The sequence below is a fragment of the Alkalibacterium sp. f15 genome, assembly GCF_049389645.1.
In the GTDB taxonomy this organism is placed as follows: Bacteria; Bacillota; Bacilli; order Lactobacillales; family Carnobacteriaceae_A; genus Alkalibacterium.
In genome coordinates this window covers 1,283,583-1,306,478 of record NZ_CP186540.1, presented here as the reverse complement: position 1 = coordinate 1,306,478, position 22,896 = coordinate 1,283,583, and the positions used below count along the sequence as shown (strand labels likewise).

Sequence of the window (22,896 nt, the reverse complement as noted above, 5' to 3'; positions counted from 1 at the left end):
TATTTATAGCGCTGAGTGTCTTGTCTAAACAAGACGGTCTCAGTTTTATTTTGTTTCGGTGTTGTGTCTTAACTTTTGTGTTTGTTATATAATCAACTATCTAGTTTTCAAAGAACAAAGATTGAAGGAAACCTATCCCTCAAAACTAAACAAAGTAATCATCAAATGTGTAGGCTCCGTTTGCCCTAATGGCAATATCCTTAGAAAGGAGGTGATCCAGCCGCACCTTCCGATACGGCTACCTTGTTACGACTTCACCCCAATCATCCATCCCACCTTCGGCGGCTGGCTCCCCTAAGGGTTACCCTACCGACTTCGGGTGTTACAAACTCTCGTGGTGTGACGGGCGGTGTGTACAAGACCCGGGAACGTATTCACCGCGACGTTCTGATTCGCGATTACTAGCGATTCCAGCTTCATGCAGGCGAGTTGCAGCCTGCAATCCGAACTGAGAATGGCTTTAAGAGATTGGCTAGACCTTGCGGTTTTGCGACTCGTTGTACCATCCATTGTAGCACGTGTGTAGCCCAGATCATAAGGGGCATGATGATTTGACGTCATCCCCGCCTTCCTCCGGTTTATCACCGGCAGTCTCGCTAGAGTGCCCAACTGAATGCTGGCAACTAACAATAAGGGTTGCGCTCGTTACGGGACTTAACCCAACATCTCACGACACGAGCTGACGACAACCATGCACCACCTGTCACTCTGTCCCCGAAGGAAAGCCCAATTTCTTGGGTTGTCAGAGGATGTCAAGATCTGGTAAGGTTCTTCGCGTTGCTTCGAATTAAACCACATGCTCCACCGCTTGTGCGGGTCCCCGTCAATTCCTTTGAGTTTCAGCCTTGCGGCCGTACTCCCCAGGCGGAGTGCTTAATGCGTTAGCTCCAGCACTGAAGGGCGGAAACCCTCCAACACTTAGCACTCATCGTTTACGGCGTGGACTACCAGGGTATCTAATCCTGTTTGCTCCCCACGCTTTCGAGCCTCAGCGTCAATTACAGACCAGAAAGTCGCCTTCGCCACTGGTGTTCCTCCATATATCTACGCATTTCACCGCTACACATGGAATTCCACTTTCCTCTTCTGCATTCAAGTCTACCAGTTTCCAATGACCCTCCACGGTTGAGCCGTGGGCTTTCACATCAGACTTAATAGACCGCCTGCGCTCGCTTTACGCCCAATAAATCCGGACAACGCTTGTCACCTACGTATTACCGCGGCTGCTGGCACGTAGTTAGCCGTGACTTTCTGGTTAGATACCGTCAAGGAGGTGCCAGTTACTACACCTCTTGTTCTTCTCTAACAACAGAGCTTTACGATCCGAAAACCTTCATCACTCACGCGGCATTGCTCCATCAGGCTTTCGCCCATTGTGGAAGATTCCCTACTGCTGCCTCCCGTAGGAGTCTGGGCCGTGTCTCAGTCCCAGTGTGGCCGATCACCCTCTCAGGTCGGCTACGTATCAATGCCTTGGTAAGCCATTACCTTACCAACTAGCTAATACGCCGCGGGGCCATCCATAAGCGATAGCCGAAGCCATCTTTAATGATTAAAGCATGCGCTAAAATCACCTATGCGGTATTAGCACCCGTTTCCGGATGTTATCCCCTCTTATGGGCAGGTTCCCACGTGTTACTCACCCGTTCGCCACTCTTCCGCACTCTGCAAGCAGAGTGCTTCATCGTTCGACTTGCATGTATTAGGCATGCCGCCAGCGTTCGTCCTGAGCCAGGATCAAACTCTCAATTTTAAGTTTGAAATAGCTCGTGTTACATAATTCCGAGTTAAACATGTTAACTCGTTTGTGTTGCCTTGGCCCAATAAATTGGACACAAGACACCTGCACATTTGATTGTTTACTTTGTTCAGTTTTCAAAGATCTATTTCGTTCAATCGCTGACAACGTGATGTGTCAACTAGTACAATATTACAGGCTTTCAATTCGATTGTCAAGAACTTTTTAAAAGTTCTTTTGTCGCTCGTTTGACCGAGACCTGACAAGAAAAAGAAAAGCATTTGTTGCTTTAAATCAGCAACAGGAATAAATATACCAGGTTTTCGCCTTTGCGTCAACCTTTATTTTATTTTATTTTTATTCATTTTTTTTGCCCTCGCTAAATTTGAGCACAAAAAAACTCCACAAGCAGGGCTCGAACCTGCGACATCATGATTAACAGTCATGCGCTCTACCAGCTGAGCTATTGCGGAATAATCTGATCTATTTTTAGATAAAAAAAAAGAGCTGCACGGCAACGTCCTGCTTTCACAAAGGGAAACCCTTCACTATCCTCGGCGCTGGGAAGCTTAACGGCTGTGTTCGGAATGGGAACAGGTGGATCCTTCCCGCCATCGCCACCGCACAGTGACTCTTCTTATTTAGATGAGAACCTTGTTCTCTCAAAACTAGACAGTTGATTTTACACACACACAAAGGAGTCAACACAACTCCACATCATACCCTTATCCCACCTTTGGTGGTTAAGTCCTCGACCGATTAGTACTGGTCCGCTCCACATATCACTACGCTTCCACTTCCAGCCTATCTACCTGATAATCTTTCAGGGGTCTTACTTCCTTAAAGGAATGGGAGATCTCATCTTGAAGGGGGCTTCACGCTTAGATGCTTTCAGCGTTTATCCTTTCCACACATAGCTACCCAGCGATGCCAATGGCTTGACAACTGGTACACCAGCGGTATGTCCATCCCGGTCCTCTCGTACTAAGGATAGCTCTTCTCAAATCTCCAACGCCCGCGACGGATAGGGACCGAACTGTCTCACGACGTTCTGAACCCAGCTCGCGTACCGCTTTAATGGGCGAACAGCCCAACCCTTGGGACCGACTACAGCCCCAGGATGCGATGAGCCGACATCGAGGTGCCAAACCTCCCCGTCGATGTGAACTCTTGGGGGAGATAAGCCTGTTATCCCCAGGGTAGCTTTTATCCGTTGAGCGATGGCCCTTCCATACGGTACCACCGGATCACTAAGCCCGACTTTCGTCCCTGCTCGACTTGTAGGTCTCGCAGTCAAGCTCCCTTTTGCCTTTACACTCTACGAATGATTTCCAACCATTCTGAGGGAACCTTTGGGCGCCTCCGTTACATTTTAGGAGGCGACCGCCCCAGTCAAACTGTCCATCTGACACTGTCTCCCGACCGGTTAACGGTCGTGGGTTAGAGTGGCCATACAGCGAGGGTAGTATCCCACCAACGCCTCCACCAAGACTGGCGTCCTGGCTTCATAGGCTCCTACCTATCCTGTACAGCTGTACAGACACTCAATATCAAACTACAGTAAAGCTCCATGGGGTCTTTCCGTCCTGTCGCGGGTAACCTGCATTTTCACAGGTACTATAATTTCACCGAGTCTCTCGTTGAGACAGTGCCCAAATCGTTACACCTTTCGTGCGGGTCGGAACTTACCCGACAAGGAATTTCGCTACCTTAGGACCGTTATAGTTACGGCCGCCGTTTACTGGGGCTTCAATTCAGAGCTTCGCCGAAGCTAACCCTTCCTCTTAACCTTCCAGCACCGGGCAGGTGTCAGCCCCTATACATCTTCTTTCGAATTAGCAGAGACCTGTGTTTTTGGTAAACAGTCGCTTGGGCCTATTCACTGCGGCTGACCAATTGGTCAGCACCCCTTCTCCCGAAGTTACGGGGTCATTTTGCCGAGTTCCTTAACGAGAGTTCTCTCGATCACCTTAGGATTCTCTCCTCGACTACCTGTGTCGGTTTGCGGTACGGGCAGCCTACTTCTAACTAGAAGCTTTTCTTGGCAGTGTGACATCAGATGCTTCGGTACTCTAATTCCCTCCCCATCACAACTTGTCCGTGCGAGAAAAAGCATTTGACTCTTTCTCAGACTTATTGCTTGGACACGCTATTCCATCAGCGTGCTCATCTTAGCCTTCTGCGTCCCTCCATTGTTCAAACAAAGCAGACTGGTACAGGAATCTCTACCTGTTGTCCATCGCTTACGCCTTTCGGCCTCAGCTTAGGTCCCGACTAACCCTGGGAGGACGAGCCTTCCCCAGGAAACCTTAGTCATTCGGTGGACGGGATTCTCACCCGTCTTTCGCTACTCATACCGGCATTCTCACTTCTAAGCGCTCCACAAGTCCTCACGATCTTGCTTCAACGCCCTTAGAACGCTCTCCTACCATAGAACCATTGGTTCTATCCGTGGCTTCGGCACCTTGTTTAGCCCCGATACATTTTCGGCGCAGGGCCACTCGACTAGTGAGCTATTACGCACTCTTTAAATGATGATGGCTGCTTCTGAGCCAACATCCTAGTTGTCTAAGCAGCCCCACATCCTTTTCCACTTAACAAGAATTTGGGGCCTTAGCCGACGGTCTGGGCTGTTTCCCTTTCCACTACGGATCTTATCACTCGCAGTGTGACTCCCGGATCTACATCTGTGGCATTCGGAGTTTATCAGGATTCGGTAACCCGATAAGGGCCCCTAGTCCAAACAGTCGCTCTACCTCCACGATGCATATTATCCGAGGCTAGCCCTAAAGCTATTTCGGAGAGAACCAGCTATCTCCAAGTTCGATTGGAATTTCTCCGCTACCCACACCTCATCCCAGCACTTTTCAACGTACACGGGTTCGGGCCTCCAGTGCATTTCACTGCACCTTCACCCTGGACATGGGTAGGTCACTTGGTTTCGGGTCGACGACGGCATACTCAACGCCCTATTCAGACTCGCTTTCGCTGCGGCTCCACCTCTTCGGCTTAACCTTGCATGTCATCGTCACTCGCCGGTCCATTCTACAAAAGGTACGCCATCACCCATTAACGGGCTCTGACTACTTGTAAGCACACGGTTTCAGGTGCTGTTTCACTCCCCTTCCGGGGTTCTTTTCACCTTTCCCTCACGGTACTGGTTCACTATCGGTCACTAGGTAGTATTTAGGCTTGGGAGATGGTCCTCCCGGATTCCGACGGAATTTCTCGTGTTCCGCCGTACTCAGGATACCGGCTAGGCAAGTTTGAATGTCGCATACGGGGCTTTCACCCTGTCTCGCATGACTTTCCAGTCATTTCTGCTATTCGCTCTCGTCCATGTCGCCAGTCCTACAACCCCAAAAGGCAAGCCTTTTGGTTTGGCCTCTTCCGTTTCGCTCGCCGCTACTCAGGGAATCGCATTTGCTTTCTCTTCCTGCAGGTACTTAGATGTTTCAGTTCCCTGCGTTACCTTATCCATAGCTATGTATTCACTACAGATATATCACTTGATGAAAAGTGATGGGTTCCCCCATTCGGAAATCTCCGGATCAAAGCTTACTTACAGCTCCCGAAGCATATCGGCGTTAGTCCCGTCCTTCATCGGCTCCTAGTGCCAAGGCATTCACCGTGCGCCCTTATTCACTTAACCTGACGGTTAAGGGTATTTATAGCGCTGAGTGTCTTGTCTAAACAAGACGGTCTCAGTTTTATTTTGTTTCGGTGTTGTGTCTTAACTTTTGTGTTTGTTATATAATCAACTATCTAGTTTTCAAAGAACAAAGATTGAAGGAAACCTATCCCTCAAAACTAAACAAAGTAATCATCAAATGTGTAGGCTCCGTTTGCCCTAATGGCAATATCCTTAGAAAGGAGGTGATCCAGCCGCACCTTCCGATACGGCTACCTTGTTACGACTTCACCCCAATCATCCATCCCACCTTCGGCGGCTGGCTCCCCTAAGGGTTACCCTACCGACTTCGGGTGTTACAAACTCTCGTGGTGTGACGGGCGGTGTGTACAAGACCCGGGAACGTATTCACCGCGACGTTCTGATTCGCGATTACTAGCGATTCCAGCTTCATGCAGGCGAGTTGCAGCCTGCAATCCGAACTGAGAATGGCTTTAAGAGATTGGCTAGACCTTGCGGTTTTGCGACTCGTTGTACCATCCATTGTAGCACGTGTGTAGCCCAGATCATAAGGGGCATGATGATTTGACGTCATCCCCGCCTTCCTCCGGTTTATCACCGGCAGTCTCGCTAGAGTGCCCAACTGAATGCTGGCAACTAACAATAAGGGTTGCGCTCGTTACGGGACTTAACCCAACATCTCACGACACGAGCTGACGACAACCATGCACCACCTGTCACTCTGTCCCCGAAGGGAAAGCCCAATTTCTTGGGTTGTCAGAGGATGTCAAGATCTGGTAAGGTTCTTCGCGTTGCTTCGAATTAAACCACATGCTCCACCGCTTGTGCGGGTCCCCGTCAATTCCTTTGAGTTTCAGCCTTGCGGCCGTACTCCCCAGGCGGAGTGCTTAATGCGTTAGCTCCAGCACTGAAGGGCGGAAACCCTCCAACACTTAGCACTCATCGTTTACGGCGTGGACTACCAGGGTATCTAATCCTGTTTGCTCCCCACGCTTTCGAGCCTCAGCGTCAATTACAGACCAGAAAGTCGCCTTCGCCACTGGTGTTCCTCCATATATCTACGCATTTCACCGCTACACATGGAATTCCACTTTCCTCTTCTGCATTCAAGTCTACCAGTTTCCAATGACCCTCCACGGTTGAGCCGTGGGCTTTCACATCAGACTTAATAGACCGCCTGCGCTCGCTTTACGCCCAATAAATCCGGACAACGCTTGTCACCTACGTATTACCGCGGCTGCTGGCACGTAGTTAGCCGTGACTTTCTGGTTAGATACCGTCAAGGAGGTGCCAGTTACTACACCTCTTGTTCTTCTCTAACAACAGAGCTTTACGATCCGAAAACCTTCATCACTCACGCGGCATTGCTCCATCAGGCTTTCGCCCATTGTGGAAGATTCCCTACTGCTGCCTCCCGTAGGAGTCTGGGCCGTGTCTCAGTCCCAGTGTGGCCGATCACCCTCTCAGGTCGGCTACGTATCAATGCCTTGGTAAGCCATTACCTTACCAACTAGCTAATACGCCGCGGGGCCATCCATAAGCGATAGCCGAAGCCATCTTTAATGATTAAAGCATGCGCTAAAATCACCTATGCGGTATTAGCACCCGTTTCCGGATGTTATCCCCCTCTTATGGGCAGGTTCCCCACGTGTTACTCACCCGTTCGCCACTCTTCCGCACTCTGCAAGCAGAGTGCTTCATCGTTCGACTTGCATGTATTAGGCATGCCGCCAGCGTTCGTCCTGAGCCAGGATCAAACTCTCAATTTTAAGTTTGAAATAGCTCGTGTTACATAATTCCGAGTTAAACATGTTAACTCGTTTGTGTTGCCTTGGCCCAATAAATTGGACACAAGACACCTGCACATTTGATTGTTTACTTTGTTCAGTTTTCAAAGATCTATTTCGTTCAATCGCTGACGACGTGATGTGTCAACTAGTACAATATTACAGGCTTTCAATTCGATTGTCAAGAACTTTTTAAAAGTTCTTTTGTCGCTCGTTTGACCGAGACCTGACAAGAAAAAGAAAAGCATTTGTTGCCTTAAATCAGCAACAGGAATAAATATACCAGGTTTTCGCATTTAAGTCAATCCTTATTTTTTTTTTTCAAAAGAAACTTGTTTATGCTTATACCGCTTTGCTTGATACTCCCTTTAATCGGCCCAAGCTCTCATAACATATTTTGTTTCACGTATACGAATGTAATAGCTGTTTAATCATTTCTTTCAAATTATTTTGAACAGTTTTCTTCATTGTACCTTCTCCATCGCGTTTCGGCGCATAACTGCAGATCTTCCCTTCGCCCAACCCCCAACGGATTCACCATGTTTAGATTTTGAGTTTAGAAAAATAGAGATCCCTTCATTACGTTCAACAAAATAATGTTCATCGATGATTTCAAAAGATTCTTTTCCATTACATGGTTCATGCTTTTCCTCGAATCGATAACAAACGTTAACGTGATCACCAGGATGATGAATAAAGTATCCACCTAACCTTTTTTATATAAGAAGTGTTATCTTCATAACTAGGCAACCCATGACCTACCCTCATCTACATGCTTAGTAATCGCCAGTTCATTTATTTTCATTAACCATTTTCTGACATCCCCTTTATCAGGATTCAAACGATTATCTGAAGCGAGTATGACCAAGTGGGTTTATCTCTTAGTTTATCAATTAGATTTTCGCGGGTCGAATATATTAAACCGACATATTCTATATCGTTTATCAAACGAAAAAGAGCTACCTTGTAAAATATTTCGTCATGGTATTAGTCTACTAGTGTTGCAACCACCTTTATTCACTTTCACACCTTAGTCGTTTACCAATAACTCTATCAATACTTCTGACTCTTTAAACATATCTATAAACGCATATCTCTCATCCTGATTCTAATGTCCCAGGTTACTTTCTGTCAGGGCTACAAGTATGCGTTCCATTCCGTTTGTCTCGAACACAATATGACGAACACTCTCTCCTTGTTTATCCAAACATTCACACCGCACAACGATTCCCTCATCCGGTTCAATTAACCTTAACTAACTATTATCTATTTCAACAAAACAAACTTTGGATAATATTCAATCGGCTCCCTTTACGCTATTGTTAAAATCCTGAAAAGCATCCCTTCCATTATAATAGAAGGAAGTTTCATTTTGAAGGAAAACAAAAAACCTCACAACCTCTAAATAAATAGAGGTTGTGAGGTTTTTTTAGAAATATAATACCGGCGGCCGGAATCGAACCGGCACGCCCTTAACGGGCACTGGATTTTGAGTCCAGCGCGTCTACCAATTCCGCCACGCCGGCTAAATACTTTGAAAAGATAAGGCGGTAACCGGATTTGAACCGGTGATGAAGGTTTTGCAGACCTCTGCCTTACCACTTGGCTATACCGCCATATTAATCTTACTATTGTTAAACTGGGCTACTAGGATTCGAACCTAGGAATGACGGGATCAAAACCCGCTGCCTTACCGCTTGGCGATAGCCCAATTAAGGGCGACTGATGGGAATCGAACCCACGAATGCCGAGACCACAACCCGGTGCGTTAACCACTTCGCCACAATCGCCATATTATTATTTCCAATAAATAGTATATCACAAAAATCATAAGTATTCATCTAACAATTTACTGAAACAGGGGTAGTAGGAATCGAACCCACATTGATGGTTTTGGAGACCATAGTTTTACCGTTAAACTATACCCCTATTTAATGGAGGGAGTAGGATTTGAACCTACGAACCCGAAGGAACGGATTTACAGTCCGCTGCGTTTGACCACTTCGCTATCCCTCCAGCATATTAAGTTGAATGGCGCAGGACAGAGTCGAACTGCCGACACACGGAGCTTCAATCCGTTGCTCTACCAACTGAGCTACTGCGCCAAAAAAAGCGGTCCCGACGGGATTCGAACCCGCGATCTCCTGCGTGACAGGCAGGCGTGATAACCGCTACACTACGGGACCAGTTGGAAATTTTCATAAGACACTACGGACTGTCGTCCAAGTGTACCATAACTGTACACGCTAAAGCATCAACAATCATGACAATTGCGGAGGCAGGACTTGAACCTGCGACCTCCGGGTTATGAGCCCGACGAGCTGCCAACTGCTCTACTCCGCGATAATAAAAAAACCATTTAAGGTTACACTGCGGACTTGCGTCCAAGTGTATCATGTTTGTACGTTGCTAAAGCAACTACAACAACGATAAAGGAGGATGTGGGATTCGAACCCACGCGCGTTTTGACACGCCTGACGGTTTTCAAGACCGTTCCCTTAAGCCGGACTTGGGTAATCCTCCATATAATGACCCCTACGGGATTCGAACCCGTGTTACCGCCGTGAAAGGGCGGTGTCTTAACCGCTTGACCAAGGGGCCTTTTTTGTTCTATGGGCCTAAGTGGACTCGAACCACCGACCTCACGCTTATCAGGCGTGCGCTCTAACCAGCTGAGCTATAGGCCCTAAACAATCTATCTTATACATTTAGTATAAAGCGGGTGAGGAGAATCGAACTCCCGACGTCAGCTTGGAAGGCTGGGGTTTTACCACTAAACTACACCCGCATATCTTTTTCTTAACGGTCCCGACGGGATTCGAACCCGCGATCTCCTGCGTGACAGGCAGGCGTGATAACCGCTACACTACGGGACCAGTTGAAAACTCTATACGACAAATTGCGGACAGTCGTCCAAGTGTACATGTCTGTAAACCCTAAAGCATCAACAGTCATGGCAATTGCGGAGGCAGGACTTGAACCTGCGACCTCCGGGTTATGAGCCCGACGAGCTGCCAACTGCTCTACTCCGCGATAACAATATAAATGATTAATATGGACCTTGCAGGACTCGAACCTGCGACCGAACGGTTATGAGCCGTTTGCTCTAACCAACTGAGCTAAAGGTCCGTTAATCGGATTTTTTATAGCGGCGGAGGGAGTCGAACCCACGACCTCACGGGTATGAACCGTACGCTCTAGCCAGCTGAGCTACACCGCCATTTTAACTTTAATACATCGGGAAGACAGGATTCGAACCTGCGACCCCCTGGTCCCAAACCAGGTGCTCTACCAAGCTGAGCCACTTCCCGTACTTTTTGTTACGTGTTGCATGCACCCTAGAGGACTTGAACCTCTAACCGCCTGATTCGTAGTCAGGTACTCTATCCAATTGAGCTAAGGGTGCTCCATCTAAATAATATAGATAATGCCGAGGGCCGGAGTCGAACCGGCACGGAGAAAACTCTCCGCAGGATTTTAAGTCCTGTGCGTCTACCAATTCCGCCACCCCGGCATGGGATACCACTGATTTAACAATGAGAATTGGAAAGCGAAAGACGGGATTCGAACCCGCGACCCCCACCTTGGCAAGGTGATGTTCTACCACTGAACTACTTTCGCAGGAAGATGCCGGCTAAAGGAATCGAACCCTCGACCCACTGATTACAAATCAGTTGCTCTACCAACTGAGCTAAGCCGGCCAAATAAAAATAATGGTACAATGCGGATGGAGGGACTTGAACCCCCACGCCGTGAAGCGCTAGATCCTAAATCTAGTGCGTCTGCCAATTCCGCCACATCCGCATATAATATATAAAGAAAACACTTTATATATATGAGCCGTGCTGGGCTCGAACCAGCGACCCTCTGATTAAAAGTCAGATGCTCTACCAACTGAGCTAACGGCTCTTGAAAAAATGGAGGTTAACGGGCTCGAACCGCTGACCCTCTGCTTGTAAGGCAGATGCTCTCCCAACTGAGCTAAACCTCCAAAATATACTGCATAGCAATGTCCTGCTTTCACAAAGGGAAACCCTTCACTATCCTCGGCGCTGAGAAGCTTAACTACTGTGTTCGAAATGGGAACAGGTGGATCCTTCTCGCCATAATCACTATACAATATAACTACAAAACGTTGAAATAGTTTCTGTAGCAACTCTTATATCATACAAAGATATCGCCTCTTTGTCAACTGTTTTTTTTATTTTCTATAAAACAAATGACAAAGAAGGATATTTTCCTTGCTACTGCACTAGTTTTTCCATGTCTTTTCGATAAAGTGAGCTCTTCCAGATCCGACACTGTATCTTTTGTAATGAGCCGATTCTTTCTTATAATAATCCTGGTGATAGTCTTCGGCAGGATAAAAAGGTTTGGCCTTTTCAATTTTCGTGACGATAGGTTCGCTAAATTTACCACTTTGTTCCAATTCTCTTTTCGATTCTTCAGCCACTTGTTTCTGATGCTCGTCTTGATAAAAAATAACCGGTCTGTAAGAATCGCCCCGATCTGCAAATTGGCCTCCAGCGTCCGTTGGATCTGTTTGTCTCCAGTAAATTTCTACGAGATCTTTATATGAGATCTCATCAGGATCATAAACGATCTCTACGGCTTCTGTATGCCCAGTCCTACCGGAAGTCACTTTTCGGTAAGTGGGGTTCTCTACATGACCTCCTGTGTAACCGGAAGTAATCGAAATAATCCCTGCTAATGAATCAAAAGGTTGAACCATACACCAAAAACAACCACCTGCAAATATTGCTCTCTGTTCATTAACCATCATCATTCTCCTTCACTGTATGTTCCTTGACTTAAGCTCGACGAATTTCTTTGACTCCACCCATATAGGGAACCAAGACCTCTGGTATTTTGATGCTGCCGTCTTTTTGTTGATAGTTTTCCATGAGTGCTGCAACTGTTCGACCTACAGCTAGTCCCGAACCATTGAGCGTGTGTACGTAGTCTATTTTACCATCTGATTCTTTTCTATATCTAATCATAGCTCTTCGCGCTTGGAAATCCTCTGTATTGGAACATGAACTGATTTCTCTGTACGTATTTTGAGCAGGGATCCAGACTTCCAGATCATATGTTTTAGCTGCTGCGAAGCCGGTGTCTCCCGTTGACAGAAGAACCACACGATATGGTAACCCCAGTTTTTGCAGGATGTCCTCGGCATTATTGGTCATTTTTTCCAGTTCCTCGTAAGAGTCTTCCGGTTTAGAGAACTTCACCATTTCCACTTTATTGAATTGATGCAAACGGATCAATCCACGTGTATCTCTACCTGCGCTACCTGCTTCAGAACGGAAAGATGGAGAAAGCGCCGTAAAGTATTTTGGCAAATCCTTTTCTTCTAAAATTTCATTTTGATAATAGTTTGTTAAAGGCACTTCTGCCGTTGGAATTAAAGTTAAGGGCTGATCTTTGATTTGGAACACGTCTTCTTTGAATTTAGGGAATTGGCCTGTACCGTATAGCGCATCATCATTAGCTAAATACGGAGGAATAATTTCCTCATAATCATGTTCAGTAACATGCAAGTCCAGCATGAAGTTGTAAAGGGCTCTCTCTAAACGCGCACCCAATCCTCTGTAAAAAAGGAATCGGCTACGAGCTACTTTAGCTCCGCGTTCGAAATCTAAAATACCTAATGCAGTCCCTAAATCCCAATGAGGCTGAGGCTCAAAGTCAAACTCGGTTGGTTCTCCCCATTTGCGTACTTCGATATTAGACTCTTCATCTGCGCCTACCGGAATAGAAGCATGTGGTAAATTAGGCAGACCCGCCGCTATGCTATTCACTTGTTCCTCTAACAGTTCCAAATCGGCATCGATCGCTTTAATATCTGCGCCAACCTTTTTCATTGCTGCTATGGCGTCATCTGCATTTTCCTTGTTTCGTTTCTTTTCGGCGATATCAGTAGAAACATCGTTACGGTGTTGTTTTAGAAGTTCTGATTTTTGAATATGCTCTCTTCTTTTTTCATCCAAGGCTTTGAGTTGGTCTAATTCTTCAGCAGCCACTCCACGTGTTCCCAGTCTTTCTTTCGTTGCTTCAAAATCGTTACGAATGCGTTTAATATCTAGCATTATTTTTCCTTCTTTCGTTTTTTATTTTAATAGGTATAAAAAAAAGCAGTCCTTTTATCCCAAAGAAAGGGACGAAAGGACTGCTTCTCGCGGTACCACCCTGATTCAAAAAGACACCGCAGTTATCTTTTTGCGCTCTCAGGGATAACGGTCCACGCCGAAATAATTTAGGCTTAATGCTTCATTATTTAAACTTAAACGATGGATTCGAGAATAAACAAGGTCAGTTTCCACCATCCACTGACTCTCTAGACTTGTTTGATTCTGTACTAGCTCGCTATTCTTTTACTCATTTATCTGTACCTTTATTCTACCTTACTTCATTCTCAAACGTCAACACTTAACGCGTCGATTAGAAGCGATCACCAAGTTTACTGAAGAAGTCTTTAACCAAGTTAGAGAATACGGTAAAGAAACCTGCTCGGTCGACAGAGTCAGCTGCAGCCACTTGAACAGTCTGCTCAGCTTCTCCTTCAAGATACTCGACGTTATCCTGATTATCTAAAATCAGTTCACCAAGGATGTCTCCCTCTTTAATAGGCGCTTCTATTTCACCATCTTGATTCAACAGTTCTTCGTTGGGCTGAAATGAGTAGCTGGCTTTCTCATCTTGATTGGAGACAGGAACGTAATAAGAAAGACTATCCACTGTCTTCAATGAAACATTTTCTGCCAAACCGTTTTTAACAACTAGAGGATCGACATTTTGCAGCACGACGTCTCCTTCGACTAACGTATTGTATGTCCATTCGTCAAATCCATGATCAAACAGTTTAGCCGTTTCGTTAAAGCGTAACCCTCGGTCCGTCATGCCGTCACCGGCGCCCATAACCACCGAGATCAAGCGACGACCTTCAGATTCTGCTGTTCCTGTAAACGTCGCTCCGGCAAAACCGGTGGTCCCCGTTTTCAATCCATCCACATTTATATGTTCATGCGATAACCCTTCCAGCATCCAGTTCCAGTTCATCATCGAAATAGCATCAGACGTGCCTTCTCTGAATATTTTAGTCGGTATGCTTGACGTTTCAAGTACCTCAGGATAATCTTTAATTAAATTTTTAGCTACTTTAGCAATGTTTTTAGCAGACATCGCATTTTCATCATCTGTTTCGCTGCCTGGATAATGATTGCCAACTAAATAACTGTTGTTCAGGCCGGTAGTATTATAAAGTTCATACTCATCGACTCCCCACTCTTCAACCAGTGAACGCATACGATCAACAAAAGCTGATTCTGATCCTTCCATTTGCTCGGCCAAAGCGATGGTTGCTCCGTTTGCTGAGTAAATAGCCAGCGCTTCATACAGCTCTTTAACTGTGTATGTACCATTCATTTGTAACGGTACATTAGAAAGAGCATAGTCCTGGCTAATGGTGTAGGCATATTCGCTGATAGTTACTTCTGTATCCCACGACAGATTCCCTGCTTCAATTTCTTCAAACAAGATATATTCAACCAGCATCTTGGTCATCGATGCAATTCCACGGTAGGCTTCCGCATTTTGATCATGTAATATTTGACCTGTCTCAAAATCAATTAAGAGAGAACTTTCTGCTTCGATATCTATAGACGGTTCTTCTGCGAATACAGCTGTTCCGACCATTAGAATCGGTAAAGTCATACTTGCTGTCAAACTTGCTTTTAGTGTTTTAAGATTACGTGTATTATTCATTTTTTATTTACCCCTATGTCAGATTCATTCTCTCGTTTTCAGTGACTATGATTGAAAATCATTTTCAATTCAACATGTCTTATAGTACCCTGTCACTATTAAAAATACAACCTTCTTCATTGAGTTTTCATATTTCTGACACGCCGATTTGACAGGAAGCATTTGAATGTTCAAGACAAAAAAAAGAGCAAAACGGGTTTAACTCGCCTTACTCTTTTATGTTATTCATTTTCCAAAGGTAACACAACGTCAAACACAGTCCAGCCATCGTCCACGCGGGCGGTAATCGTACCTTTATGTAGTTCTACTATGCTTTGAGCAATAGCTAGTCCTAGACCAGTCCCCGCAGTCTCTTGCGAACGGGAGGTTTCTGCTCTATAAAAACGTTCAAATAATTGTTCAATGGCTTCTTTTGGTAATGTCTTCCCATTGTTTTTTATTGAAACAAAAACATTTTTTTCTCCTTTTTTTGCCTCGATGAGAACTAACGAGCCGCCGTCGCCATATTTCAAAGCATTGGACAGCAAGTTATGAAAAATACGCACGATTTTCTCCGTATCCGCCCGCATCATGATCTGCTTGTGAGAAGATGAAATATGAATCTCCCGCTCCTTCTTCTGAGCTTCCAACTCGAAATCGATCGCAACTTGTTCAAGTAATTGAACCATATCAAAAGAAACATACTCGAGCGGGACAGTCGTTTGCCTTACTGTCGTGTATTCAAACAGGTCATCCACGAGAACTTTCATTTGTTTCGCTTTTTCATAAGCTGTATGGACATATTTTTTGGCTTCCTCTTCTGAACCGTAACGATCTTCTTCTATTAAACCGAGGTATCCAATAATAGAAGTCAAAGGTGTCCGAATATCATGGCTGACATTCGTTATTAGTTCATCTTTACTTTGTTCGATCCGACGTTCTTCTTCCATTGCTTCAACGGTGGAATCGACAAGTACATGAATGCTTTCCACCACTTTCCCGATATCTCCGCTATAAGACCCCCGAATACGATGGTCATAATTCCCTTTAGCTATATAATGCAGTTCTTTGATGATATGTTTCAATTCGTATTGACGGTAACGTCTTTTTAACCGCCAGTATATCGCAACGCCGGCAACGATGATTAAAAAGAGAAATACCAGCGGTGTGAGTCCCCATATTTCTTGATTACCAATATCTTCAACAACATTCCCAAAAAACCAAAATTCGTTGAAGACGTCTTGGAATGTGATAACGAACCAACGAAAAATTTCATATACAGCAAAATAACAGAGGAAAATGATTCCAGCTGTTACGACTGCTTCAAACGCTAAACGCCACCGTTCCGTTCGGGTCAAGTGCATGGTGAAACCTCCTTACTAACCTTCTATTTTATATCCAACGCCCCACACTGTTTTCACAATACTTTCTCCGTCTGTCGCTTTTTCGATCTTATCACGTAAATGACTGACATGAACCATCACCGTTTTTGCCGGTACCAGACTTTCTTGTTTCCAGACTTTCTCGAAAATATCGTCTGCGCTAAAGACACGGTTGGGGTTGGTTGCTAACAGATACAAAATACCAAATTCCAAGGCCGTCAATTGAATATCTACCCCATCCAGGGTTTCTACTTGATGCTGGTCTTTTCTGATTATTAATGGACCGATCTCCAGTTCCCCAGAGTCACTTTGATTCGTTCCGTAGCTACTTCTTCTTATTAAGGACTTCACTCGAGCCAAGACTTCCAGCGGATTGAACGGTTTGACCACATAATCATCGGCACCGTTGGTCAAGCCACGGATCTTATCTATGTCTGCCGTTTTTGCACTAAGCATCAGTATCGGCAATGAAGAAGTTTTTCTTATCTCTTTAACAACTTCCAACCCGCTTTTCTTAGGCATCATGACATCAAGGATCAGGCAGTCAATCTCCAGTCGCTCTAATTTATCGATGACTTCTTGGCCATCGTAAGCTTTTTCTACTTCATAGCCTTCATTCTTTATATATATTTCCAGCAAATCACAAATTTCCTTATCATCATCTGCAACCAGTATACGCATCTTAAATGTCCCTCCTTAACCTCTTCGCTTCTATCTTATCATGTAAAAGGACCTGGAATACTAAAGTTTTTATAAAGAAAAAGAGGTTGGAACATACGTCCTAACCTCATTGCCTTATACAATTCATTCAGCTTAAACGTGTTTCCAAAAAGCAAACCTGTCCTCAGAGGTACTAGCGTTCCCTGCCCACTGCGATTTTCATTAAATCAGCTCAGGGACTCCTTAATGTCTCCTTCAATTCTTTACTGAGGTTCTCCAAGGCATACCTGAAAGAAAAACCGGACATCCTTTCTTATCTAATAAGTATTGATACAAAAAGTCCGGTTCTCTTTGAGACAGCCTCTTCAACCTTCACCGAAACCTTTCAAAACCAGGTAATGGTCAGCATTAAGCAAGGCATCAGAAATCGTGGATGGATCGATGCCTTCACGAAACAATCTTATAGCATTTTCATCTTAGTTTTACTGATTGTTTTCTGATGGTTTTATCGGTTTTTATCTAGGTAATAAACGAAAGCTCCCACGGTAAACTTACCCTTGGAAAGGATCTCTTCCTGCTCGCTGTCTGACATCAATATTTTTTGATCGACTTCTTTTCTATCTCCACTTAAACTTTCTTCAACTATGCTTATTCGTTTCTCTTCAAATAAATACACAAACGTTTTAGCTTCTTCTCTTATATGGTCAGGTCGCTTGAAACCTAAGGTTAGGATACTTAAGATAAAATCTTTAAACATCAGTCTAGGTACGCGGTAACCTTTAGCCACATAGTTCTCCTTATTCATCATCAGCCAGTCTTCTCTCTTTGCTTGATTTCTTTGCCATTATCCCTCTAATAAAAAATAAAAAAGAGTGACGCTAAAAGGAAAACCCAATTCGAGTAAAGAATTGAGTTGATCAGTAAAAATTGTATTTGATTACTCCAACACCGGATAGGCGTAAAAGACGAATCGTTCTGGCGCATCACCTAAATAGGAGAAAGGGTAGCATGTTGAAACAACTAGGACTTCCTCACCCATTTTACCGACAACTGACGTATCGTCTGCATCCACTATCTCCGTTTCCCTTATCTCATACGTATGATCACCATAAGGCATTTCTACAATGAATGTATCTCCTAGTTCTAACTCTGCAAAATTTTTAAAGACCGTGTCACGATGCCCGGATAAAATGATTTGTTCGCCCTGGCCTGGAAAGACGGTGCTCGACATATGTCCGACTCCTTTATCCAAGGCATCAGGATCTGTTCCTTCCACGATCCCGATACTTCTATCCAATTTTGGCACATGCAATAGACCAAATGCTTCGTGAGCACCCGGTGCAAATTGCTGGATTTCTTCCTCAAGAGTTACCGAATCGTTCTCTTGGCGTAAATTTTCAAGTGCACTTTCCGCTTCTTCTATCGTTACGGACTGCATCTGTTCTTGCTGATACAATGAATAGCCGAACCAGCTTAGTAATGCCAGTCCCACAATAATAAATAGATTGGCCAATCCTTTCATTACTAACACTCCCAACAATGATAAATTGAAAAGTGAAGCGAACGGACTCTTCTCTTTTCTCTGTAGCTCCATCTTACCTTATTTGTCTTTGCGAATAAAGCGGATACTTTGTCTCGAAAGCCTCACGGCAAAAACGTGTAGGTCAACTTTTAGTAAGAAGGATAGACCAACATGACGAAGCGTTCCCTCTACCCTTACTCCTTATAACAGTAAACTAAAAAGCTGAGATACTCACTCGAGCACCCCAGCTTTATTTATGACCTGTTCAATTTTAGATAGAGAATGTACACCGATCAGTCTAGCTATGACACTCCCTTTATAAAACAAGAGAGTCGTCGGTGTAGACTTAATCCCAAAAGCTTCTATCCAATCTAATTGTTCTTGACTATTGATTTCACCTAATACAACTCTTTTATCATACTTTTCTTCCAGTTGCTCCAGTACTCGAGATTGAACTTTACACGGTCCACAAAAATCAGACCAAAAATGAAGAAAAACAAGGTGCGGTGAACCTATAACATCAGAAAAGTTATTCTCAGTTAATGTGACTCTCATCAGTGGTCCTTTCATCGTCTACTTTATTTTAGATTACTCTTCTTTTTTCTTGACTGTAACGCCGGAACCTAGATACATTTCGTTTTCGCCATCAGGATTTCTTTTCATAGTGAAATAATCGGGCACTTTATCAACGCCACCTTTGAAAAACGGATTACATCTTAGGATTCGTGAGACACCCATGATGAATCCTTTAAACGCTCCATGTTTCTCTAAAGCTTCGACAGTATAATGTGAGCACGTTGGATAATAACGACAACTTGGCGGGAACAAAGGGGAAATGAGTTTCTGATAAAATTTAACTAGCGCTAAAAGAAATGTTTTCACATTGTAGTCTCCTTTACTTTCTTTACATAAGTAGTATAGCAAAAAAACTTACTTTTTCAAAGTCCCACTAAGTCATTGGAAATGGTCAACAAACAGTTCAGTTCAACACCTTTGGTCATTTGCAGCAAGATTTTGAACGCTACTTACCGAAGTTGAGCCTTATTCGACACTTTGAATTTAATTACAGGCTTGAAACGACCGAACAGAGCCTTATTCGACTATTAGCGAGACCCTTCCTTTTGCTACTTACCGAATACGCGCGATGTTCGGTAAGTAGCGAAGAACATACACACTCAACAGGCCGAACTTGGTTAACTTCGACACTTAGCAAAAAAGATCCGTTCGCTACTTACCGAACCCTCCTCATGTACGAACTTTTCTTTCGAACTGCCTCGAATTAATATTGACAGGCTATTCACCCTCTTTTCAACTGATTAAATTTCACAAATAAAAACCGCCTCATTGGAAGAGGCGGTTCCTGTTTATTATTATGCTTCTGCGATGATATCTTCTACTATACGTGTGACATAACGGGCATCTTTAATTTTTGTAAACATCTTGATGCCTTGATCCTCAAACATATCCTGATTGATGATTTGCTCCATAGCAGACTGAACGACTAACGGATCCAAGTTTTCAGCCGCTTGCTCGACACCAATCACCTTCGTTTTACCTTCGCCTGTTTCAAAACGTAATTCTAATCTTTTAACCATATTTTTTCCTCCTCTTCATTATTGTTAAATGATCTTGTTAAAAGGTGTAACGGTATTCTTCAACCACTGCTGCATATGATATGGGCAAAGCATTCACTGTACTTAAAGCTTGTGTAAAAGCGGTCACCTGTTCATCTGTTAATCCTTGCAATGCACCACTGAAACGACGACGAATGTGTTTTTCATTTTCTACATCTTCTAGCATGATATCTACTTTACTTCCATTCCATTCTTTCTGCATATTTTTGTCCTCCTCTGGTTTTTTGTAAGGTGATCACTGCTTACACTCCTAATAACGAAAGTAAAAGCGAAAGTGTCACCTTCTGATCGAAATTTATTTTTATTTTTTCAACTTACTAGACACATTAAATCTTATTAGAACATTCCATCCCATAATCGTTGATATGGAGCCATAATAGCCTCATTTCATAGCGACACGATAGGTCGTTTCGCCCGAAAGGAGGATAACCACAATGTGAAAACACACTTAAGTTAGCGCTTTCTAAGTTAAAACTTTTTTTCTTTTCATTTGTTTTTCATCGAGTTTTAATATAAAATTATGAGTAGTTATTTTTTATACTTGCTATTTTGAGAGGAGAAAGAAGATGAAAATGAAAAAGAAACCTATATTTATAGTCAGCATTACTTTTACACTGCTGCTATTATTAAGCTCTTTGAGTCCAGTTAAACCTGTTGAGGCTCAGGAAGATCCTTATATCATCGCAACCGATGTCACCTTCGCTCCATTCGAATACCAGAATGAGGATGATGAGTATGTCGGCATCGATATTGATTTACTTGCCGCTATTGCTGAAGACCAGGGGTTTGAATATGAACTGAGACCGATGAACTTCAGCGCAGGCCTTCAAGCTTTGGAAGCGAATCAGGTGGATGGCATGATCGCTGCCATGAGCATTACCCCTGAACGAGAAGAATCATTCGATTTTTCCGAACCGTACATTGATGCCGGACCCGTCCTGGCTGTTCATGAAGACAACGATGAGATTTCATCTTATGCTGATTTAGACGGAAAAAACTTAGCTGTCAAAGTAGGAACGACAGGTGCACAGTTCGCTGAGGAACTCGCACAAGAGTTTGATGTCACGATCAATCAGTTCGAAGATTCCGCCAACATGTATGAAGCTGTAGTGGCTGGACATTCTGACGCGGCCGTGGAAGATTATCCCGTCATGGCTTATGCGATTCAACAAGGCTTACCCTTGAAACTGCCTACTGAACCAGAAGCAGGCTATCCTGTTGGTTTCGCAGTTAACGGCGGACAAAATCAGGAATTACTGGCAATGTTCAATGCCGGTTTAGTGAATGTGATGGAAGATGGCACGTACGACGAGATCTTAGACACTTATCTCATCAGTGCCGAAGACGCATCAGTTGCTGAAAGCGCCGGGTTCTTCTCGCTACTGTCAAACAACTTCGATGCATTGATGGCCGGGCTTGGACGCACACTGGTCCTCACACTTGTTGCTTTCGGTATCTCTCTAGTGGCCGGAACCATTATCGGATTATTCAGCGCTACTAAAAACAAGGCCCTTAATCTGATCGCCAATATTTATGTCACTGTATTGCGTGGGATTCCTTTAATTGTCTTAGCGTTCTTTATGTATTTCACCGTTCCACAATTATTTAACATTCAACTCTCAGCCTTTGCTGCAGGTATTATTACGTTGAGTCTGAACACCACTGCTTACATTGCTGAACAGGTGCGAGGCGGGATAGCCGCTGTGCCTATCGGTCAACTGGAAGCTTCGCGAAGCCTTGGTTTGCCCTACAGACAATCCATGCAAAAAGTCGTCTTGCCACAAGCGATTAAAATAATGATTCCTTCATTAATTAATCAGTTTGTCATTACACTTAAAGATACGTCTATTCTTTCCGTTATCGGTATCGTTGAATTGACCCAGTCGGGTCGTATCATTATTGCTCGTTCGTATCAGTCGGGAGCGATGTGGATCATCGTCGGGTTGATTTATCTCATTATTATTACGATCCTAACTAAACTTTCTAACCTAATTGAGAGGAGTCTCATGAATGACTAAATTAAAAACAGAAAATCTGCATAAAAGTTTCGGAGATCTTGAAGTGTTGAAAGGATTAGACCTGGAAGTCCAGGAAGGAGAAGTCGTCGTTATCATTGGCCCTTCCGGATCCGGGAAAAGCACCTATTTAAGGTGTATGAATTTACTGGAAGATGTCAATGACGGGAAGGTCATCGTGGATGATCATGATTTGACTGATGCCAAGCAAAATATCAATAAAATAAGAGAGAACATCGGTATGGTCTTTCAAGAATTCAACTTGTTTCCACATCTTACAGTTATGGAAAACATTCTACTGGCACCCAAAGAGTTAAGAAACCTGTCAAAAAAAGAAGGTAGAGAACTCGGCATGTCATTGCTGGAAAGCGTTGGCATGTCAGACAAGGCAGATGCTTACCCTAATTCGTTATCTGGTGGACAAAAACAACGTGCAGCGATTGCGCGCGCACTAGCTATGGATCCGGATATTATGTTGTTTGATGAACCCACAAGTGCGTTAGACCCGGAAATGGTAGGTGATGTCCTAGAAGTCATGCAGAAATTAGCGAGTCAAGGCATGACCATGGTTGTCGTTACACACGAAATGGGATTCGCCAGGGAAGTTGCTGACCGTGTTGTCTTTATGGATGACGGCCATATCGTGGAAATCGGACCCCCTTCTCAACTTTTCAATCATCCTCAACAGGAACGAACCAAAAACTTCTTAGATAAAATCTTATAAACAAAAGAACCCTTCAAGCTTGAGCTTGAAGGGTTC

At 44.1% G+C, this 22,896-nt stretch carries 13 protein-coding genes, 26 tRNA genes, 5 rRNA genes and 1 other annotated feature; of the genes, 2 read left to right on the top strand and 42 right to left on the bottom strand.

Annotated features, from left to right (window positions below; all coding sequences use genetic code 11):
• Nucleotides 1–204: 204 nt before the first annotated feature.
• The 42 genes from ACO1PF_RS06445 to ACO1PF_RS06240 all read right to left on the bottom strand — a co-directional run bounded on the left by ACO1PF_RS06445 (nucleotide 205) and on the right by ACO1PF_RS06240 (nucleotide 20,323).
• Nucleotides 205–1,753: ribosomal RNA gene (locus ACO1PF_RS06445) — 16S ribosomal RNA — on the bottom strand.
• A gap of 385 nt (nucleotides 1,754–2,138) precedes the next feature.
• A tRNA-Asn gene (locus ACO1PF_RS06440) sits at nucleotides 2,139–2,211 on the bottom strand.
• 36 nt (nucleotides 2,212–2,247) lie between these two features.
• Nucleotides 2,248–2,363: ribosomal RNA gene (gene rrf, locus ACO1PF_RS06435) — 5S ribosomal RNA — on the bottom strand.
• Nucleotides 2,364–2,477: 114 nt separating this feature from the next.
• A 23S ribosomal RNA gene (locus ACO1PF_RS06430) occupies nucleotides 2,478–5,390 on the bottom strand.
• A 217-nt stretch (nucleotides 5,391–5,607) separates the two neighbouring features.
• Nucleotides 5,608–7,159 (bottom strand): 16S ribosomal RNA (locus ACO1PF_RS06425).
• The 16S, 23S and 5S rRNA genes sit together here with 1 tRNA gene alongside, the layout of an rRNA operon.
• A 1,459-nt stretch (nucleotides 7,160–8,618) precedes the next feature.
• Nucleotides 8,619–8,703 (bottom strand) — tRNA-Leu (locus ACO1PF_RS06420).
• Between the two features lie 19 nt (nucleotides 8,704–8,722).
• Nucleotides 8,723–8,793: transfer RNA gene (locus ACO1PF_RS06415), tRNA-Cys, on the bottom strand.
• Between the two features lie 23 nt (nucleotides 8,794–8,816).
• A tRNA-Gln gene (locus ACO1PF_RS06410) sits at nucleotides 8,817–8,888 on the bottom strand.
• A 6-nt stretch (nucleotides 8,889–8,894) separates the two neighbouring features.
• Nucleotides 8,895–8,967 (bottom strand) — tRNA-His (locus tag ACO1PF_RS06405).
• Nucleotides 8,968–9,035: 68 nt separating this feature from the next.
• Nucleotides 9,036–9,106: transfer RNA gene (locus tag ACO1PF_RS06400), tRNA-Trp, on the bottom strand.
• Between the two features lie 6 nt (nucleotides 9,107–9,112).
• A tRNA-Tyr gene (locus ACO1PF_RS06395) sits at nucleotides 9,113–9,193 on the bottom strand.
• A 16-nt stretch (nucleotides 9,194–9,209) separates the two neighbouring features.
• Nucleotides 9,210–9,282, bottom strand: a tRNA-Phe gene (locus ACO1PF_RS06390).
• Nucleotides 9,283–9,290: 8 nt separating this feature from the next.
• Nucleotides 9,291–9,363, bottom strand: a tRNA-Asp gene (locus ACO1PF_RS06385).
• 84 nt (nucleotides 9,364–9,447) lie between these two features.
• Nucleotides 9,448–9,520 (bottom strand) — tRNA-Met (locus ACO1PF_RS06380).
• A 90-nt stretch (nucleotides 9,521–9,610) separates the two neighbouring features.
• Nucleotides 9,611–9,700 (bottom strand) — tRNA-Ser (locus tag ACO1PF_RS06375).
• Between the two features lie 6 nt (nucleotides 9,701–9,706).
• Nucleotides 9,707–9,778 (bottom strand) — tRNA-Glu (locus ACO1PF_RS06370).
• Between the two features lie 12 nt (nucleotides 9,779–9,790).
• A tRNA-Ile gene (locus ACO1PF_RS06365) sits at nucleotides 9,791–9,864 on the bottom strand.
• A 30-nt stretch (nucleotides 9,865–9,894) separates the two neighbouring features.
• Nucleotides 9,895–9,965, bottom strand: a tRNA-Gly gene (locus ACO1PF_RS06360).
• A gap of 15 nt (nucleotides 9,966–9,980) precedes the next feature.
• Nucleotides 9,981–10,053 (bottom strand) — tRNA-Asp (locus ACO1PF_RS06355).
• An 84-nt stretch (nucleotides 10,054–10,137) separates the two neighbouring features.
• A tRNA-Met gene (locus tag ACO1PF_RS06350) sits at nucleotides 10,138–10,210 on the bottom strand.
• Nucleotides 10,211–10,232: 22 nt separating this feature from the next.
• A tRNA-Ile gene (locus tag ACO1PF_RS06345) sits at nucleotides 10,233–10,306 on the bottom strand.
• A 17-nt stretch (nucleotides 10,307–10,323) separates the two neighbouring features.
• A tRNA-Met gene (locus tag ACO1PF_RS06340) sits at nucleotides 10,324–10,397 on the bottom strand.
• Nucleotides 10,398–10,414: 17 nt separating this feature from the next.
• Nucleotides 10,415–10,488, bottom strand: a tRNA-Pro gene (locus ACO1PF_RS06335).
• A 21-nt stretch (nucleotides 10,489–10,509) separates the two neighbouring features.
• A tRNA-Arg gene (locus tag ACO1PF_RS06330) sits at nucleotides 10,510–10,583 on the bottom strand.
• A 22-nt stretch (nucleotides 10,584–10,605) separates the two neighbouring features.
• A tRNA-Leu gene (locus tag ACO1PF_RS06325) sits at nucleotides 10,606–10,691 on the bottom strand.
• Between the two features lie 35 nt (nucleotides 10,692–10,726).
• Nucleotides 10,727–10,798 (bottom strand) — tRNA-Gly (locus ACO1PF_RS06320).
• A 7-nt stretch (nucleotides 10,799–10,805) separates the two neighbouring features.
• Nucleotides 10,806–10,878: transfer RNA gene (locus ACO1PF_RS06315), tRNA-Thr, on the bottom strand.
• Nucleotides 10,879–10,899: 21 nt separating this feature from the next.
• Nucleotides 10,900–10,981 (bottom strand) — tRNA-Leu (locus ACO1PF_RS06310).
• Nucleotides 10,982–11,013: 32 nt separating this feature from the next.
• A tRNA-Lys gene (locus ACO1PF_RS06305) sits at nucleotides 11,014–11,086 on the bottom strand.
• 9 nt (nucleotides 11,087–11,095) lie between these two features.
• Nucleotides 11,096–11,168, bottom strand: a tRNA-Val gene (locus ACO1PF_RS06300).
• A 10-nt stretch (nucleotides 11,169–11,178) separates the two neighbouring features.
• A 5S ribosomal RNA gene (rrf, locus tag ACO1PF_RS06295) occupies nucleotides 11,179–11,294 on the bottom strand.
• Between the two features lie 135 nt (nucleotides 11,295–11,429).
• Nucleotides 11,430–11,957: a peptide-methionine (S)-S-oxide reductase MsrA gene (gene msrA / locus ACO1PF_RS06290; protein ID WP_423190470.1), complete on the bottom strand. Its 528-nt coding sequence runs from the start codon at nucleotides 11,955–11,957 to the stop codon at nucleotides 11,430–11,432.
• Between the two features lie 31 nt (nucleotides 11,958–11,988).
• A complete protein-coding gene (gene serS / locus ACO1PF_RS06285; RefSeq protein ID WP_423190469.1) occupies nucleotides 11,989–13,269 on the bottom strand; it encodes a serine--tRNA ligase in 1,281 nt (426 codons plus the stop codon).
• A gap of 64 nt (nucleotides 13,270–13,333) precedes the next feature.
• Nucleotides 13,334–13,556: a binding site (T-box leader), on the bottom strand.
• Nucleotides 13,557–13,621: 65 nt separating this feature from the next.
• Complete coding sequence (locus tag ACO1PF_RS06280; protein ID WP_423190468.1) at nucleotides 13,622–14,944, bottom strand: serine hydrolase; 1,323 nt, start codon at nucleotides 14,942–14,944, stop codon at nucleotides 13,622–13,624.
• A 221-nt stretch (nucleotides 14,945–15,165) separates the two neighbouring features.
• Entirely contained in the window at nucleotides 15,166–16,287 is a 1,122-nt protein-coding gene (locus ACO1PF_RS06275) for a sensor histidine kinase (protein WP_423190467.1), read from the bottom strand.
• Between the two features lie 15 nt (nucleotides 16,288–16,302).
• Complete coding sequence (locus ACO1PF_RS06270) at nucleotides 16,303–16,986, bottom strand: response regulator transcription factor (RefSeq protein WP_423190466.1); 684 nt, start codon at nucleotides 16,984–16,986, stop codon at nucleotides 16,303–16,305.
• Between the two features lie 484 nt (nucleotides 16,987–17,470).
• Complete coding sequence (locus ACO1PF_RS06265; RefSeq protein ID WP_423190465.1) at nucleotides 17,471–17,773, bottom strand: hypothetical protein; 303 nt, start codon at nucleotides 17,771–17,773, stop codon at nucleotides 17,471–17,473.
• Nucleotides 17,774–17,902: 129 nt separating this feature from the next.
• On the bottom strand, nucleotides 17,903–18,487 hold the full coding sequence (locus tag ACO1PF_RS06260) for a class D sortase (RefSeq protein WP_423190464.1): 585 nt from the start codon (nucleotides 18,485–18,487) through the stop codon (nucleotides 17,903–17,905).
• 231 nt (nucleotides 18,488–18,718) lie between these two features.
• Nucleotides 18,719–19,042 (bottom strand): thioredoxin family protein, encoded by a 324-nt coding sequence (locus ACO1PF_RS06255; protein WP_423190463.1) that lies wholly within the window; start codon nucleotides 19,040–19,042, stop codon nucleotides 18,719–18,721.
• A gap of 33 nt (nucleotides 19,043–19,075) precedes the next feature.
• Complete coding sequence (yidD, locus tag ACO1PF_RS06250; RefSeq protein WP_423190462.1) at nucleotides 19,076–19,369, bottom strand: membrane protein insertion efficiency factor YidD; 294 nt, start codon at nucleotides 19,367–19,369, stop codon at nucleotides 19,076–19,078.
• 488 nt (nucleotides 19,370–19,857) lie between these two features.
• On the bottom strand, nucleotides 19,858–20,082 hold the full coding sequence (locus ACO1PF_RS06245) for a DUF2922 domain-containing protein (protein ID WP_423190461.1): 225 nt from the start codon (nucleotides 20,080–20,082) through the stop codon (nucleotides 19,858–19,860).
• A gap of 37 nt (nucleotides 20,083–20,119) precedes the next feature.
• Nucleotides 20,120–20,323, bottom strand: a complete 204-nt coding sequence (locus ACO1PF_RS06240; RefSeq protein ID WP_423190460.1) for a hypothetical protein — start codon at nucleotides 20,321–20,323, stop codon at nucleotides 20,120–20,122.
• 364 nt (nucleotides 20,324–20,687) lie between these two features.
• Here ACO1PF_RS06240 and ACO1PF_RS06235 point away from each other — a divergent pair, with 364 nt between their 5' ends.
• Nucleotides 20,688–22,139 (top strand): amino acid ABC transporter substrate-binding protein/permease, encoded by a 1,452-nt coding sequence (locus tag ACO1PF_RS06235; RefSeq protein ID WP_423190459.1) that lies wholly within the window; start codon nucleotides 20,688–20,690, stop codon nucleotides 22,137–22,139.
• The gene (locus ACO1PF_RS06230) at nucleotides 22,132–22,860 is read left to right on the top strand and encodes an amino acid ABC transporter ATP-binding protein (protein ID WP_423190458.1); all 729 of its coding nucleotides are present in this window, start codon (nucleotides 22,132–22,134) and stop codon (nucleotides 22,858–22,860) included. Before ACO1PF_RS06235 ends, ACO1PF_RS06230 begins: the two co-directional genes overlap by 8 nt.
• Nucleotides 22,861–22,896 lie beyond the last annotated feature (36 nt).